The organism is Streptomyces sp. NPDC003248 (assembly GCF_055563235.1).
Map to the genome: position 1 here is coordinate 930,919 of NZ_JBVHDT010000001.1, position 16,254 is coordinate 947,172.

Genomic DNA, 16,254 nt, shown 5'->3' on the forward strand with positions numbered 1-16,254 from the left:
CGGCCCCGGACGGCCCGCCTCCCCTCCAGGAGGCGGGCCGTCCGCCGTGCCCGGAGCGGTCGCTGAAAATCCTTTCCGTTACTTGCAGGACTCTTGCTGTAAGCGTTTCGTCGGCGATACGGTCGCGCGGGCGCCCGGCGACGAAGCCGACCAGGCAGTGCCGCGGCGCAGGGGTCGGACCCACCTGAGCCGTAGTCGCAAGGAGTTCCCGCCTGTGATACCGAGATGGCCGGCGCCGCGCACGCGCCGTACCGCCCACGCCGGAAGGGTCGCGGCCGTCACCGTCGCCGCCCTCGCCGCCGCCCTCGTGCAACCGCTCGCCGCCCGGGCGGACACCCCGCCCGAGCCCCCGTCGGACGCGGAGCTGGCCGCCGAGCCCGCCCGGCACGACGCCACCCGGGAGCAGTTCTACTTCGTCCTCCCGGACCGCTTCGCCAACGGCGACACCGCCAACGACCGGGGAGGGCTGACCGGGTCCCGCCTGACGACCGGCTACGACCCCACCGACAAGGGCTTCTACCAGGGCGGCGACCTCAAGGGCCTGACCGAGCGCCTCGACTACATCAAGGGGCTCGGCACCACCGCGCTGTGGATGGCGCCGATCTTCAAGAACCAGGCCGTCCAGGGCACGGGCGCCAACGCCTCGGCCGGTTACCACGGCTACTGGATCACCGACTTCACCCAGGTCGACCCGCACTTCGGCACCAACAAGGACCTGGAGACCCTCATCTCCAAGGCGCACGCCAAGGGCATGAAGGTCTACTTCGACGTCATCACCAACCACACCGCCGACGTCGTCGACTACGAGGAGAAGTCCTACGGCTACCTGTCCAAGGGCGCCTTCCCGTACCTGACCGAGGACGGTGAGCCCTTCGACGACGCCGACTACGCCGCCGCGAAGGACTTCCCCGCCACCGACGCCGACTCCTTCGCCTACACCCCGACCGTCGCCGCGGACAAGAAGGACGCCAAGGTCCCGTCCTGGCTCAACGACCCGACGATGTACCACAACCGCGGCGACTCCACCTGGGCCGGCGAGTCGACCACCTACGGGGACTTCACCGGCCTCGACGACCTGTGGACCGAGCGCCCCGAGGTCGTCGAGGGCATGGAGAAGATCTACCGGCGGTGGGTGAGGGACTTCGACATCGACGGCTTCCGGATCGACACCGTGAAACACGTCGACATGGAGTTCTGGACCCAGTGGGCGACGGCCCTGGACGCCTACGCCGCGCAACAGGGCCGCGACGACTTCTTCATGTTCGGCGAGGTCTACTCCGCCGACACCGCCGTCACCTCCTCGTACGTCACCGAAGGACGCCTGGACGCCACCCTCGACTTCCCCTTCCAGGACGCCGCCCGCGCCTACGCCTCGCAAGGAGGCAGCGCCCAGAAGCTCGCGGCGGTCTTCGGCGACGACTACACGTACACGACCGACAAGGCCAACGCCTACGAGCAGGTCACCTTCCTCGGCAACCACGACATGGGCCGCTTCGGGTACTTCCTGAACCAGGACAACCCGGACGCCACCGACGCCGAGCTGCTCGCCAAGGACGAACTCGCCAACGAACTGATGTTCCTCAGCCGCGGCAACCCGGTCGTCTACTCCGGCGACGAGCAGGGCTTCACCGGCTCCGGCGGCGACAAGGACGCCCGCGCGCCCCTGTTCGCCTCCCGCGCCGCCGACTACCTCGACGACGACCGGATCGGCACCGACGCGACCCACGCCACCGACGCCTACGACACCAGCGCGCCGCTCTACCGGCAGATCAGCGCCCTCGCCAAGCTCCGCAAGGCCAACCCGGCCCTGACCGACGGCGTCCAGACCGAGCGGTACGCGGCCGACGGCGCCGGCGTCTACGCCTTCTCCCGCACGGACCCGACGACGAGGACCGAGTACGTCGTCGCCTTCAACAACGCCGACGAGGCGAAGACGGCGACCTTCGCGACCGGCTCGGCGAACATGACCTTCCGCGGCATCTACGGGACCACCGGCTCGGTGAAGAGCGACGCCGGCAAGAAGGTCACCGTCACCGTCCCGGCCGGCTCGGCGATCGTCCTCAAGGCGGCCGGCCGGCTCCCCGCGCCCCCCGCGAAGCCGTCCGTCACCCTCACCGCCCCCGCCGCCGGCGCCACCGGGACCGTCGAGCTGACCGCCGACGTTGGGGGCACCTCCCGTTCGAGCGAAGCCGAGAATGGGGGAGGGGGACAGCTCAACCGGGTCGTCTTCGCCGCCCAGACCGGCGACGGCGCCTGGCAGACGCTCGGCTCCGCGGACCACGCCCCCTACAAGGTCACCCACACCGTCGGCGAGGACGTACCGGCCGGCACCGCCCTGCGCTACAAGGCCGTCGTGATCGACTCGGCCGGGCGGACCGCGAGCGCGACGGCCGCGAGCACCACCGGCACCCCGCCCGCCGCGGAGGTCCCCACCGCCACCTCCCGCGACTACGCGATCGTCCACTACCGGCGCACCGACGGCGACTACGACGACTGGGGCCTGTACGCCTGGGGCGACCTCGCCGACGGCGAGTCGACCACCTGGCCCGACAGCCACCCCTTCACCGGCCGCGACGCCTACGGCGCCTTCGCCTACGTCAAGCTGAAGCCCGGCGCGTCCGGCGTGAACTTCCTGGTGATCGACGAGGACGGCGACAAGGACGTCTCCGCCGACCGCACCATCGACGTCACCCGGACCGGCGAGGTCTGGATCAGACAGGGCGAGGCGGAGGTCCTGACCGAACGGCCCGAGTACCCGGCGCAGGACACCACCAAGGCGGTCCTGCACTACCACCGCGCCGACGGGGACTACGACGGCTGGGGCCTGCACGTGTGGACCGGCGCCGCGAACCCCACCGAGTGGTCGAAACCCCTGGAGCCGGTGAAGACTGACACGTATGGCGCGGTCTTCGAGGTACCGCTCACCGAGGGTGCCACCAGTCTCAGCTACATCGTCCACCGGGGCGACGAGAAGGACCTGCCCACCGACCGGTCGCTCGACCTCACGGCCGACGGCCACGAGGTGTGGCTGATGAGCGGGGAGGCCGAGCACCTGCTGCCGCAGCCCGCGGGCTCCGCGGCGGCCCTGGACCTCACCACCTCCAAGGCCGTCTGGATCGACCGGGACACGGTCGCCTGGAACGGCTCCGAGGCGGCCGTCTCCACCCAGCTGCTGTCCTCCCGCAGCGGCTCGATCGAGGTGAGCGACGGGACGCTGACCAGCGACGACGAGCGCTGGCTCCGGCTGACGAAGACCACCCTCACCGACGCCCAGAAGGAGAAGTTCCCGCACCTGAAGGACTACACCGCCTGGTCCGTCGACCCGCGCGACCGCGACCGGGTGCGCGAGGCGCTGCGCGGCCAGGTCGTCGCCACCCAGCGGGCCGCGAACGGCGCCGTCCTCGCGGCGACGGGCGTGCAGACCGCCGCCGTCCTGGACGACCTCTACGCCGGCGCCACGAAGGCGGCCCTCGGCCCGGCCTTCCGCGACGGCCGCCCGACCCTGGCGGTCTGGGCGCCGACCGCGCAGAGCGTCTCCCTGGACCTGGACGGCACCACCGTCCGGATGCAGCGCGACGACACCACCGGCGTCTGGTCCGTCACCGGCCCGAAGTCCTGGAAGGGCAAGCCCTACCGGTACGTGGTGAAGGTCTGGGCGCCCAGCGTCCGGAAGATCGTCACCAACGAGGTCACCGACCCGTACTCGGTCGCCCTCACCGCCGACTCCGAGCGCAGCCTGGTCGTCGACCTGGACGACGCCTCCCTCGCCCCGAGCGGCTGGACGTCACTCGAGAAGCCCGCGGCCGTACCGCTGAAGGACGCCCAGATCCAGGAGCTGCACGTCCGGGACTTCTCCGTGGCGGACGGCACGGCGGACCACCCCGGCACCTACCTGGCCTTCACCGACAAGGACAGCGACGGCTCCGAGCACCTGCGCGAGCTCGCCGCGTCGGGCACGTCCTACGTGCACCTGCTGCCCGTCTTCGACATCGCCACCATCCCCGAGAAGAAGGCCGACCAGGCGACCGTCGACTGCGACCTCGCCTCCTACCCGGCCGACTCCGACCAGCAGCAGGCGTGCGTGGCGAAGACGGCCGCGAAGGACGCCTACAACTGGGGTTACGACCCGTACCACTTCACCGTCCCCGAGGGCTCCTACGCCACCGACCCCGACGGCACCGCCCGCACGGTCGAGTTCCGCGAGATGGTCAAGGCGCTCAACGAGGACGGCCTCAGGGTCGTCATGGACGTCGTCTACAACCACACCACCACCTCCGGACAGGCGGACACCAGCGTCCTCGACAAGGTCGTGCCGGGCTACTACCACCGGCTCCTCGCCGACGGCTCGGTCGCCAACAGCACCTGCTGCGCCAACACCGCCACCGAGAACGCCATGATGGGCAAGCTCGTCGTCGACTCGGTCGTCACCTGGGCCAAGGAGTACAAGGTCGACGGTTTCCGCTTCGACCTCATGGGCCACCACCCGAAGGCCAACATCCTCGCCGTGCGCGAGGCGCTCGACGCCCTGACCCTGGCGAAGGACGGCGTCGACGGCAAGAAGATCATCCTCTACGGCGAGGGCTGGAACTTCGGCGAGGTCGCCGACGACGCCCGCTTCGTGCAGGCCACGCAGAAGAACATGGCCGGCACCGGGATCGCCACCTTCTCCGACCGGGCCCGCGACGCGGTGCGCGGCGGCGGCCCCTTCGACGAGGACCCCGGCGTGCAGGGCTTCGCCTCGGGGCTGTACACCGACCCCAACGGATCGGAGAACAACGGCACCGAGGCCGAGCAGAAGGCCCGCCTGCTGCACTACCAGGACCTGATCAAGGTCGGTCTCTCCGGCAACCTCAAGGCGTACACCTTCACCGACACCAGCGGCGAGCAGGTCACCGGCGCCGAGGTCGACTACAACGGCGCCCCCGCCGGATACGCGGACGCACCCGGCGACGCCCTCGCCTACGCCGACGCGCACGACAACGAGTCGCTCTTCGACGCCCTCGCCTACAAGCTGCCGTCGTCGACGAGCGCCGCCGACCGGGCCCGCATGCAGGTCCTCGCCATGGCCACGGCCACCCTCTCCCAGGGCCCGGCGCTCTCCCAGGCCGGCACCGACCTGCTGCGCTCCAAGTCCCTGGACCGCAACTCCTTCGAGAGCGGCGACTGGTTCAACGCGATCCACTGGAACTGCGCCGACGGCAACGGCTTCGGGCGCGGACTGCCGCCGGCCGCCGACAACGCCGCCAAGTGGCCGTACGCCCAGCCGCTGCTGACCGGGATCAAGGCGGTGGGCTGCCCGCAGATCCAGGGCGCCTCGGCCGCCTACCAGGACCTGCTGAAGATCCGTACGACGGAGAAGGCGTTCTCCCTCGACACGGCGGCGCAGGTGCAGTCGGCGCTCGCCTTCCCGCTGTCCGGCAAGGACGAGACGCCCGGCGTGATCACCATGGAACTCGGTGACCTGGTCGTCGTGTTCAACGCGACGCCCGACGCGCAGGAGCAGCGGGTCGCCGCGCTCGCCGGGACGGGCTACCGCCTGCACCCGGTCCAGGCGGCCGGCGCCGACGCCACCGTCAAGAAGGCGACGTACGCGACGGAGTCCGGCACCTTCGCCGTTCCGGCACGGACCGTCGCGGTGTTCACCCGCACCGCCTGACCCGCACGGCCCCCGGTGGAGCAGACCCGTCACCCGGTCCGCTCCACCGGTGCGTCCGGCCCCACCGGGCCACGCCACGGCGCCCGCGCTGCGACTAAGGTGAACCCGTCGTTCGCCGTAGAACAGGAGTGCCCATGCCGCAGATCACGGTCGACTACTCGGCCACCATGGCGACCGCCTTCGACCGCGCCGGCTTCGCCCGGGCCCTGCACGAGGCCGTGGTGGAGATCGCCGCCGCCAAGCCGGAGGCCTGCAAGACCCTGTTCCGCCCGGCGGACCTCACCGCGTTCGCCTACGAGGAGGAGGGCCACGCGATCGTCCACGTCACCCTCGGCCTGCTCGCCGGACGCACCGAGGAGACGAAGGCGAAGCTGACCGAGGCCGTCCTGGAACTGCTGCGCACCCACGTCGAGGCCGGCGGACCCGCCCTGCACGCCTCCGCCGAGGTGCGGGACCTCGACCCGTCGTACCGCAAGTTCGAGAGCTGAGAGCCGCTCCTCAGGACACCAGGGCGAGCAGCCGGGCCATCAGGTCGCCGAACGGGCCGTCGGCCGGTTCGGCGGCGAGCACCGGCCTCAGGCGGGCCCGCAGCTCCTCGTCGTGCGCCGCGCTCACGGCCGTCAGCGCGGCGAAGTCCTGCACGAGCTGCACCTCCAGCTCCGCGCGCGGAATCCGCCGCCCGTCCAGCCAGAGCAGCGCCGTCGACTCGGCGAGGGAGATCCAGGAGCGGACCACCAGCTCCAGCCGGGCCGGCGGGTCGGTGACCTCCAGGTGCGCCAGGATCTGCTCGTAGGCGGCCTGGCGCACGGAGTCGATGAGCGCGTTGGTGGTCGAGACGTGGCCCATCGAGCGGACTCCGTCCGCGGGCACCGCCGGGCCGCCGCGCATGAGGGCCGAGAAACCGGGGCCGTGCTCGTCGACGAAGTCGAAGTACCGGTGCATCACCCGCAGCAGCCGCGCCCCCAGCGGCCCCTCGTGCGGCTCGGTGAACCGGCCCGCCAGATCCTCCGACGCCCGCTTCAGGGCGGCTTCGTACAGGCTGAGCTTGCCGGGGAAGTAGTGGTAGACGAGCGGCCGCGAGATGCCGGCCGCCGCCGCTATCTCGTCGATGGAGACCTCGTCGGGCGAGCGGCGGGCGAACAGGTCGAGGGCGACGCCGATCAGCTGCTGCCGCCGCTCCTCGACTCCCATCCTGCGACGAACCCCGGTAGTCATACGAACACCTTACCGATCGAATCCGGACGTGAACGGACCGGATCGGTCGCGGGGTTGGCTCAGCGCAGCCCGCCGATCGGCCGGCCGTCCTCCAGGGTGCCCCTCAGCTCCGCCCGGGCCCCCTGCTCGGTGCGCACGGCCAGCAGGTTGTCCTCGGCCGAGCCGCTCACCCCGCCCGTCGCCCGCACGGACCCGGTGTCCTTGTCCCCGGCGGCGAGCAGGTACCAGGAGCCCCCCTTCGACCTCCACAGCACCCCGGCCAGCACATGCGGATCGCGCGGACCGCACGCCGGGACGTCCCCGGCCTTCGCCACCGCCGCCCCGAACAGCCCGCCCGGCACCCGGAACTGCGCCAGCACCCGCGTCCCGTCGCCCCGCCAGGTCTCGGCCCGCGTGCACACCCACGACGCCGACCCGCTGTCGTCGGGCAGCGGCTGCCGCGCGTACGCCCACGCGTTGACCGTACGGACACCCTGGCCGCGCACGTCGCCCAGCGAGCAGGCGAACGGCGCCCAGGTGCGCAGCGCCTCCGCGCCCGTCGCCTCCTTCGGCCTGGTCGGCCGGCCCGCGGTGAGGCGGGCGGGGACCAGCTCGCCGAGGTCGCTCACCAGGTGCGGGCCGGAGGCGTCGGTCAGCTCCAGCACGTTCCACGTGGTGCAGGCGCCGGGCCGGGTGGCGGGGCTGGCCAGCGGTGAGGTGATGCCGTCGGTCAGCGTCAGGTCCATCAGCCCGGCACCCGGCTTCGACAGGTCCCGCTCCGCCGCCTTCGTCACCCAGGGAGCGGTCAGGTAGCGGACGTTGCCGTCGGCCCGGTCCAGGACCACCGCGGCCGCCTCGGCGCCGGTCGCGCCGTCCACGCGGGCGAAGTCCAGGGCGGCCCCGGCGGTGCCCTCCCTCGGCTCGGCGTAGCGGGCGATGCGCAGCCCGTCGTAGAGGATCACCACGCGCGCGGTGTCGGCGTCGCCCGCGAACAGCAGCTGGGGCGGGCCGGACGGCCCGCCGGTCGGGGTGCCGGGGGTGGCCGAGACGCGGACGGCCGCGCCGGGCCGGGCCCAGACGGCGAGGGCGCGGCGCAGCAGCGCGCGGTCGCCGGTGGAGTCGCCGCGCGCCGGCCAGACGGAGAAGTCGGTGCGGGCGGAGGTCTTCCAAGCGGCGGGGGAGACCCTGACCAGCCGGCCCGGGTCGAGCGCCGCCTCCGCCGCCGGGTTCCGCGCGTACACCGGGGCGGCCGCGCCGTCGGCACCCCAGCCGCCGTCCGGCAGGGCGACCAGGGCGCCGCACACGGCGAGGGCGGCCGCGGCGGCCAGCGCGGCCCTGCCGTGCCGGCGGCGGCGCATCAGGTCGGTGGGGCGGGCCTGGAGCGCGCAGGGGTCGAACTCGGGGGAGCCGAGCAGCGCGTACCGCGCGCTGAGGGAGTCCGCCTCCCGCAGTGCCGCCTCCGCGTCGTCGACCCCGGCGCCGCCGAGCACCTCGCGCACATCGCCGTCGGGGAGCTTCTCCAGGCCGCGCAGGACACAGGCGGCGCGGGCCGGGCCGGACAGGACCGCGAGCTCCTGGTCCAGGGCGAGCTCGTCGGCACCGCCGGCGCGGGGGAAGAGGCGCAGCCCCCACACCTGGGGCAGCAGCGGCGGCAGCTGCGCCCGCTTGGGCCGTGCGCGGCGCCGCAGCGGCAGTCCCGCCTCCAGCGCCGTGCGCACCACCTGGAGCCGGACGTAGGCGTAGCCGGGGCCGCCGTCGCGGGCGGTGGACTGGGCCGGGATGACGGGCGCGGAGGAGCGGCCGCGGGGCAGGGCGCGCTGGACGAGGGCGTGGGCGGTCAGCACCCGCCGGTCCCGGCCGAGGCCGGGCGGCAGCACCAGGTAGGCGAGCCGGACCAGACGCGGATAGTGCTCGACGAGCGCGGCCTCGGCCTGCTCGACGTCGACGGCCCGGTCGGCGGGGGAACCGGGTGCGGGGCGCGGGGCGACATCCTGTGACTGCACGTCCAGCCAAACGAGCCGGCCGGCGGATGGTCACCGGTCCTGCGGCGGGGCGGTCCGCCGGGACGAGGGGCGGGGCCGTGACGCCGGAGAACTCCGCCCTGGTTGAGCGGACCGGGTGCGGGAGCCGTATCCAGGACGAGGCTCTTGCAGGGAGGACAGATGAAGGTGACCCGACCCATGCTCACGGTGGCCGGTGCCGCCGCGGTGCTCGTGCTGACCGGCTGCGGCTCCGACGGGGGCACGCGGGCCGTCCCGGAGACGGCCACCGGCAGCCTGGAGCACCTCGCCGCCGAGGTGGAGTGCACCCCGAACATGCAGATCGACGCCGACGAGATCCGCCAGGCCGTCTGCAAGGACGCCGACGGCAGGTTCATCCTCGCCACCTTCGCCACCGACCGCGGCCAGCGCGAGTGGATCAACGGGGCGAAGGACTACGGCGGCCACTACCTCGTCGGCCGCAAGTGGGTGGCCGTCGGCGAGACCGGCACGGTGACCGCGCTCCAGCGGACGCTCGGCGGCGACATCGAGGAGGGCACGGACCACTCGGCGCACACCGCGCACGAGTCGCCGGCCGGCACCGCGCACTCCGGTCACTGAGGCCCGCCGCACCCGGGCGGCACGAAGGCCGGCGGTGAGGGATCCCCGAGGGGTCCTCACCGCCGGCCTTCGGGCGTCGGGGCGGGCCGGGCCGGGCCGCCCCGACGGACCGTCACTTGCAGCGCTTGCCGGTGTTGATGCAGTTGACCATCTTGTTCATCAGGTTCGTCGAGAAGAAGTTGATGAAGTCGTTGTGGTCGGTGATCGGCTTGTGCAGCTGCTCGGGGAAGGTGTCCACCGCGTACGGGTTCACCACCTGGCCGTTCTCGATCGTCGGCGCGGGGACGTCGTAGACGAGACGGACCTGGAGCTGGGGGATCGCCTTGAAGCCGTTGGCGCAGGTGCCGTCGGCCTGGACGAACGCCACGTGGGTGCGGTGGTTGGCGCTGTCGATGTTCTGGCCGTCCCAGCAGCTCTGGAAGTTGGCCGTGCGGACCACCTTGCTGCCCTCGGGGCAGATCGGGTACTGCTCCTTCAGCTGCACCTTGTTCTCGAAGCCGGTGCAGCTCCAGTTCACGTTGGCGTTGGCGGTGCCGTTGACGAAGGCCTTGGCGTCGCCGGTGATGATGCGCAGGGCGGTCGGCATCGCGACGACCGGGCCCGCCTTGTTGCCGACGAACGTCAGCTGTGCCTGGGCGGGCTGGAGGATCCGGCCGGCGTTGCCCTCGGTGCCGCCGCCGGCGTTGTTCTGGTCGAAGTCCTGCGTGCCGTCCTGGAGACGCAGCACCGGCCAGAAGTACGACGACTTGTCGCCCTGGTTGCGGCAGCTGGTCTCGGCGGCCGCCAGCTCCTCGTCGCTCGCGAAGGCGTCGTTGTTCTGGTTGCCGACGTAGTCGTGCAGGTGGTGGGCGCCGTTGGTGACACCGGGGGCGACGATCACGTTGTCCGTGTTGTGGTTGTCGTTGCCGTTGGTGCCGCAGCTCGTGGTGAAGGTGCCCCGCGAGCCCGACCGGCCGTTCGCGGCGAGACCGTTCGCGCCGACGCCGAGCTGGGCGTTGGACTGGACCGTGGTGATGTCCACGAAGTCCGCGGCCACCGGGCCGTTGCCGCCCTGGCCGCCGTTGCCCTGATCCTGGCCGTCGTCGCCCGTCTGGCCGTCGTCGCCCTGCTGCTGGCCGTCGTCGTTCTGCTGGTCGTCGTCGTTCTGACCGTCGTTCTGGCCGCCGTTGTTCTGCCCGCCGTTGCCGTCGCCGGCGTTGGTCTGCGGGTCGGCGGTCTGCGGTGTGCAGGTGGCGAGTCGGCTCAGGTTCTGCGCCTGGCCGCCGACGCGCTGGATGCTGATGCGGATGCGGTCGATCGTGGCCGACCGCTTCTCCGTGAGCGGGCCGAGGATCGCGTTCTGGACGAAGTTGGTGTCCTGGGCCTGCGCCTGACGCGTCGAGGCGAGCCGGGCGTAGGCCTCGGTGATCTGCTTGTCGAGGTTCGCCAGCTCCTTGTCGACACCCGAGCGCGCCCGGTCGGGCACGTCGGTCAGCTGCTGCCCGACGTCCGGGCACGAGATGGTCGCCACCTGCGCGGCGGCGGCCTTGGTCCGGTTCTGCGCCGAGTTCTTCGACTCGTGCGCCGAAGCGTAGAAGTTCGCCCAGATCAGCCCGCCCCCACCGAGCGCTAGGGCCGCCGATGCGGCTATGGCCTTGGTGGCCATCGACGAACGGCGTTTACGTGTGTTGCGTCCCATGGAACTCCTCTGACTTCCTTGCGGGGCAGCATCGAGGCGCCCGACAGGAGTGAAGCGGCTCCCTCCCATACGCACGCCGCCCCGGAGGTGTTCAGCCGTCCCGGGAATCGATGACGGTTCCATGGCACAATTCGGCCCCAACGCCCGCACAGGGTGACAGTGGCAACAGCCGTGCGGACAAAGGGAGTTGGGTGGATCACCGGTCGCGGTCCAGCTGGGCGAGCACGGCGGCCTCGACCTCGGGGGCCAGGCCCTTGAAGTTCCGGTCGGGCCGCTGCGGCGCCGTCCCCCCGAAGTCCCGGAGCCACCGCCAGGTGTCGGCGACGGTGTCCTCGACGGGCCGGCAGGACAGCCCGGCCGCCACCGCCCGGGAGACGTCCGCGGAGTGCAGCGCGTCGTGCAGGTCGCTGCCCGGCGGCACCCACACGGGCAGCTGCGTCCACGGCTCGATGCCCGCGTCGAGGATCACCCGCGGCGCGGCCCAGCGCAGCTCGGCAGCCGAGCCGGTGGCCCGTACGCACGCGTCCAGCAGCCCGCCCATGGTGGCGTGACCCTGAGGGCTCATCAGGTTGTACGGTCCGCTCGCCCCGCGCTCCACCGCCCCGAGGATCCACTCGGCGAGGTCGCGCACGTCGACGTACTGGAGGGGGAGGCCGCGCGGCCCGGGCGCCAGGACGGGACCGCCGCGGGCGATCCGGTTCAGCCACCAGGGCAGCCGGCCGACGTTCTCGTACGGGCCGAGGATCAGCCCGGCCCGGACGAGCAGGGAGCCGTCCGCGCCGAAGGCGCCGACGGCGGCCAGCTCGCCGCCCCGCTTGTCGCGCGCGTAGTCGGTCTGCCCGCCGTTGGCCTCGGCGCCCTCGACCACGGGCGCGTCCTCGGTGTACCCGGCGGGCGGGGCCCAGGTGTAGACCGAGCAGCTCGACACGTACACGTACCGGCCGGCGCGGCCCCGCAGCAGCCGCGCCGCCTCGTGCACCGCGCGCGGGGCCGACGACCAGGTGTCGACGACGGCGTCCCACTCGCCCCCGGCGAGGGCGGCGAGCCCGTCCGGCGCGGTGCGGTCGCCGGCCAGCGACCGCGTGCCGGGGACGGCCGCGTGCCGCCCCCGGTTGAGAACCGTCACCTGCCAGCCGCGTCCGAGGGCCGCCTCGACGACGGCCCGCCCCGCGAACTCCGTACCGCCCAGTACCAGAAGTCTCATGGCGGTGACTGTGCCCGGTCGGGGAGGGAGAGGGAAGCGTCCTCTGCCGATGGCAGAGGACGTCCCTCCCGCTGCCGGCGGTGCAGGCCGGCCGGGGGATCAGCGGGTGGTCGGCGGGATGTACTTGTAGCCGACCCGGCGCACCGTCTGGATGCTCTGGCGGTGGCCCGCGCCCAGCTTGCGGCGCAGCCGGGCGATGTGGACGTCGACCGTACGGCCGTCGCCCACATGGCCGTAGCCCCAGACGGTGGTGACGAGCTGGTCGCGGGTGTGCACCCGGTGCGGGTGTCCCACCAGGTGCGCGAGCAGCTCGAACTCCAGGTAGGTCAGGTCGAGTTCACGATCGCCGACCCAGGCGGTGCGCTGCACGGCGTCGATCCGTACGAGCGGTTCGCCGGCGGCGTCCGGGGCGTCGGCGACCTCGTCGTCGGGCCGGTCGACCACCGCCACCGGCGGGAACGGCGGCTGCTGGTCGGCCGGGACCAGCACCAGGTAGCCGATCATGGGCGGCTGCCCCGGGAGGGTGGGCAGGGTGTGCGGGGGAGCGGGCAGCCAGGTGGCGCCCGGCGGCAGGAAGTCCGCGACGTCCACCACCTCGTCCCGGTCCACGGCGCGCAGACGGTGGCGGGCCGGGGTGGAAGGGGCGGTGCGGGGGGCGGCGGAGAGGGAGCGAGTGGTCGCCATGGAAGGTCAGCTCTTTCGCGCGAGGAGTTCGTCGGACGGGACACGACGGCCGCGAAGGGTGGGCGGGCTCGTCGAGGGACGTACGTCGTTCGCGCCGGCCGAAGGCCGGGGTGGGGCTTTAGAGGGCCGGCGCGTTCATCGCGCGGCAACACACACGGTCGAAGTCGTGGTGCTGACGGGAAGGCCAGAAGGGCTCGAGGTCGTGGCGACCCGTCGCGAGGTACTTCCGGAAGCTGGCCATGCTCCCATTGAAGCAGACACCCGCTCGGGACAGGAGAGTTCTCTCACTGCTTGGACGCTTCCGAGGCGTCGGGGACGCCCCGGGGCAGAGGCGGGGGCCGCCCCGACGAGGCGTCAGGGGAGTCGCTTCCGGTACCCGGAGAGGCGTCGGGGAAGCTCCCTGCGGGGACGCGGAACGGCATGCGGGACGCCCTCCGGACACACGGATGGCATGGGGGACGCCCTCCGGACACACGGAAAGGGGCGCCTGCCGAGTCGGCGGGCGCCCCTTCACGGGACCCTGGGGATCAGACCTGGCCGGCCTTCTCCAGCGCGGAGCAGCAGGTGTCCACCAGCAGGCGGGTCACCACGTACGGGTCGACGTTGGCGTTCGGACGGCGGTCCTCGATGTAGCCCTTGCCGTCCTTCTCGACCTGCCACGGGATACGGACCGAGGCGCCGCGGTTGGAGACGCCGTAGGAGTACTCGTTCCACGGGGCGGTCTCGTGCAGACCCGTCAGGCGGTCGTCGATGCCGGCGCCGTAGTTCTTGACGTGGTCGAGCGGCTTGGAGCCCTCACCGAGCGACTCGGCGGCGGTGATGATCGCCTCGTAGGTCTCGCGCATCGCCTTGGTGGAGAAGTTGGTGTGCGCGCCGGCGCCGTTCCAGTCGCCCTTGACCGGCTTGGGGTCCAGGGTGGCGGTGATGCCGAAGTCCTCGGCGGTGCGGTAGAGCAGCCAGCGGGCCACCCACAGGTGGTCGGAGACCTCCAGCGGGGAGACCGGGCCGACCTGGAACTCCCACTGGCCGGGCATGACCTCGGCGTTGATGCCGGAGATGGCGAGACCCGCCTCCAGGCAGTTCTCCAGGTGCGCCTCGACGACGTCACGGCCGAAGATCTCGTCGGCGCCGACACCGCAGTAGTAGCCGCCCTGCGGGGCGGGGAAGCCGCCCTTGGGGAAGCCGAGCGGGTAGCCGTCCTTGAAGAAGGTGTACTCCTGCTCGATGCCGAAGATCGGCTCCTGGGCGGCGAACTTCTCGGCGACCTCGGCCAGCGCGGCACGGGTGTTGGACTCGTGCGGCGTCATGTCGATGTTGAGGACCTCGCACAGGACGAGGACGTCGTTGCCGCCGCGGATCGGGTCCGGGCAGGTGAAGACCGGCTTGAGGACACGGTCCGAGGAGTGGCCCTCGGCCTGGTTCGTGGAGGACCCGTCGAAGCCCCAGATCGGCAGCGCGTCGAGCCCGGCGGGCTCGCCTGCGATGATCTTCGTCTTGGAACGGAGCTTCGCCGTCGGCTGGGTGCCGTCGATCCAGATGTACTCAGCCTTGAAGGTCACGGGCCACTTCCTTCGGGGGTGTGTCTGACGCACTGCGGGTGCTGCGGCGCTGCGGCACTGAGGCGCCGCTGTTGTCTGCCCGGCAGCCTGTCAACCAGCGATTTCCCGGTCATTGCTCGAATGTGAACCCCGTGTTACCTGGTGGTTCTGTGGCGCGTCTCACGCTGTGAGGCGTCCGCCCGGCCCGGGGTCGCCGTTCGCGGTCGCGCACGCGCGGGGGAACGCGCGCGGACGGCGGCTCGTATGCGATGGGAATGACGAGGCCGCGCCGGGGCAGAAGTCGCCGGTCAGTCCTCCCCGGCCGCCGCCTCGCGCACCCCCTCCAGGAAGCCCCGGACCGCGGCCAGCTCCCGCTCGTCGTATCCCCGCAGCAGCTCCACCGCCCGCCCGATGAGCGGCCCGAAGAACTCCTGCCCGAGGGCGACGGCCCGGTCGTCCACCTCGACCACCACCTGCCGCCGGTCCGCCCGGCCGCGCACCCGCCGCACGTGCCCGGCGCGTTCCAGCCGGTCGATCACCGAGGTCGTACCGGCCGAGTTCAGCCCCAGCGTGCCGCCCAGCCGCCCCGCGGTGGTCTCCTCGCCCGCCCGCCGGGCGTCCATGAGGGCGATGAGGGCGCGGACGTCGGTCGGGTGCATCGCGTTCCGGTTCGCGAAGCGGGCGCTGTGCAGGCCGAGTTCGACCGTCACCGCCCGCAGCAGGTGGACGATCTCCATCTCCGGACCTTCGGTCGGCATACGGCACCCTCCGGCTATCATCTCGCTCATCAGACATCTTGCTCGGCGAGATAATAGCCGGGAGGATCAGGGAGGCGGGCGATGAGCGCGTACGACGGCGATGCCTTTCGGGCGGCCTACGACCGGGTCCTGGCCAAGTGGCCCACCGACCGGGAGGCGGTGACCGTCCCCACCCCCTACGGGCCCGCCCACGTCAACGCCTGCGGCCCGCGCGACGCGCCCCCGCTGGTGCTCCTGCCGGGCGGGGGAGGGGCGACCTCGGCGTCCTGGTACCGGCAGGCGGCGGAGCTGGGCCGGCGACGGCGGGTGTACGCCGTCGACCTGGCCGGCGCGGCGGGCCGGAGCCGGACCGACGACGGACCGGGGCCCCGGACGGCCGCCGACCTGGTCGTCTGGCTGGACGCCGTGCTGACCGGGCTGGGCGTGGAGCGGGCCGACGTGGGCGGCCACTCGTACGGTGCCTGGATCGCCCTGCATCACGCCCTGCGCTCGCCCGGCCGGGTACGCCGGCTGTTCCTCCTCGACCCGACCGGGTGCTTCGCCGGATACCGGGCCACGTACCTGCTCCACGCCCTGCCGATGCTGCTGCGGCCCACCCCGCGCCGGGTGCGTGCCTTCCTGGAGTGGGAGACCGGGGGAGCGGCGCTCGACCCCGACTGGCTGCGCCTCCAGGAGGCCGCCGCGGGCTTCCCGTCCGCGAAGCCGGTGACCGGCCCGCGTCCGGCGCCCGAGGCGCTGCGGGCCCTGGACGTGCCGGTCCTGCTGCTCGTGGCCGCGAACAGCAGGACCCATGACACGTACGAGGTGGTGTCCCGGGCGGGCGAGGTGCTGCGGGACGTCGCAACGGTCGTCCTCCCGGACGTCTCGCACCACGCGCTGCCGCAGTCCGCGCCCGCCGCGCTGGGCGGCCACCTCACGGAGTTCCTGTCCTGAGCGTCTCTG

Annotated in this window: 11 protein-coding genes; 4 read left to right on the forward strand and 7 right to left on the reverse strand. The window is 72.6% G+C overall.

The genetic code is table 11. The annotated features are described in order from the left end of the window. The first annotated feature begins 214 nt into the window (after nt 1–214). The gene (gene pulA, locus ACZ3KJ_RS03950; RefSeq protein ID WP_467524345.1) at nt 215–5,656 is read left to right on the forward strand and encodes a pullulanase-type alpha-1,6-glucosidase; all 5,442 of its coding nucleotides are present in this window, start codon (nt 215–217) and stop codon (nt 5,654–5,656) included. 134 nt (nt 5,657–5,790) lie between these two features. Next, on the forward strand, nt 5,791–6,144 hold the full coding sequence (locus tag ACZ3KJ_RS03955) for a 5-carboxymethyl-2-hydroxymuconate Delta-isomerase (RefSeq protein WP_467524346.1): 354 nt from the start codon (nt 5,791–5,793) through the stop codon (nt 6,142–6,144). Between the two features lie 10 nt (nt 6,145–6,154). On the opposite strand, the gene ACZ3KJ_RS03960 is transcribed toward ACZ3KJ_RS03955, so the two are convergent. Both ACZ3KJ_RS03960 and ACZ3KJ_RS03965 read right to left on the reverse strand, forming a co-directional pair. Next, entirely contained in the window at nt 6,155–6,871 is a 717-nt protein-coding gene (locus ACZ3KJ_RS03960) for a TetR/AcrR family transcriptional regulator (protein ID WP_467524348.1), read from the reverse strand. A 59-nt stretch (nt 6,872–6,930) separates the two neighbouring features. Beyond that, entirely contained in the window at nt 6,931–8,853 is a 1,923-nt protein-coding gene (locus ACZ3KJ_RS03965) for a hypothetical protein (protein ID WP_467524350.1), read from the reverse strand. 159 nt (nt 8,854–9,012) lie between these two features. Here ACZ3KJ_RS03965 and ACZ3KJ_RS03970 point away from each other — a divergent pair, with 159 nt between their 5' ends. Further along, entirely contained in the window at nt 9,013–9,450 is a 438-nt protein-coding gene (locus ACZ3KJ_RS03970; RefSeq protein ID WP_467524351.1) for a hypothetical protein, read from the forward strand. Nucleotides 9,451–9,562: 112 nt separating this feature from the next. Here the strand turns inward: ACZ3KJ_RS03970 and ACZ3KJ_RS03975 are convergent, their stop codons facing one another. The 5 genes from ACZ3KJ_RS03975 to ACZ3KJ_RS03995 form a co-directional block, all read right to left on the reverse strand. Then, entirely contained in the window at nt 9,563–11,128 is a 1,566-nt protein-coding gene (locus tag ACZ3KJ_RS03975) for a DUF1996 domain-containing protein (protein ID WP_467524352.1), read from the reverse strand. Nucleotides 11,129–11,324: 196 nt separating this feature from the next. Beyond that, entirely contained in the window at nt 11,325–12,332 is a 1,008-nt protein-coding gene (locus tag ACZ3KJ_RS03980) for an NAD-dependent epimerase/dehydratase family protein (RefSeq protein WP_467524354.1), read from the reverse strand. Between the two features lie 99 nt (nt 12,333–12,431). After that, nucleotides 12,432–13,016, reverse strand: a complete 585-nt coding sequence (locus ACZ3KJ_RS03985; RefSeq protein ID WP_467524355.1) for a winged helix-turn-helix domain-containing protein — start codon at nt 13,014–13,016, stop codon at nt 12,432–12,434. Between the two features lie 527 nt (nt 13,017–13,543). After that, nucleotides 13,544–14,575 carry a glutamine synthetase gene (gene glnII / locus ACZ3KJ_RS03990; protein ID WP_467524356.1) on the reverse strand — a complete coding sequence of 344 codons (1,032 nt, stop codon included), beginning with the start codon at nt 14,573–14,575 and terminating at the stop codon, nt 13,544–13,546. A 287-nt stretch (nt 14,576–14,862) separates the two neighbouring features. Continuing rightward, a complete protein-coding gene (locus ACZ3KJ_RS03995) occupies nt 14,863–15,312 on the reverse strand; it encodes a MarR family winged helix-turn-helix transcriptional regulator (RefSeq protein ID WP_467524358.1) in 450 nt (149 codons plus the stop codon). A gap of 81 nt (nt 15,313–15,393) precedes the next feature. On the opposite strand from ACZ3KJ_RS03995, the gene ACZ3KJ_RS04000 reads away from it, so the two are divergent. Further along, nucleotides 15,394–16,245: an alpha/beta fold hydrolase gene (locus tag ACZ3KJ_RS04000; RefSeq protein WP_467524360.1), complete on the forward strand. Its 852-nt coding sequence runs from the start codon at nt 15,394–15,396 to the stop codon at nt 16,243–16,245. Nucleotides 16,246–16,254 lie beyond the last annotated feature (9 nt).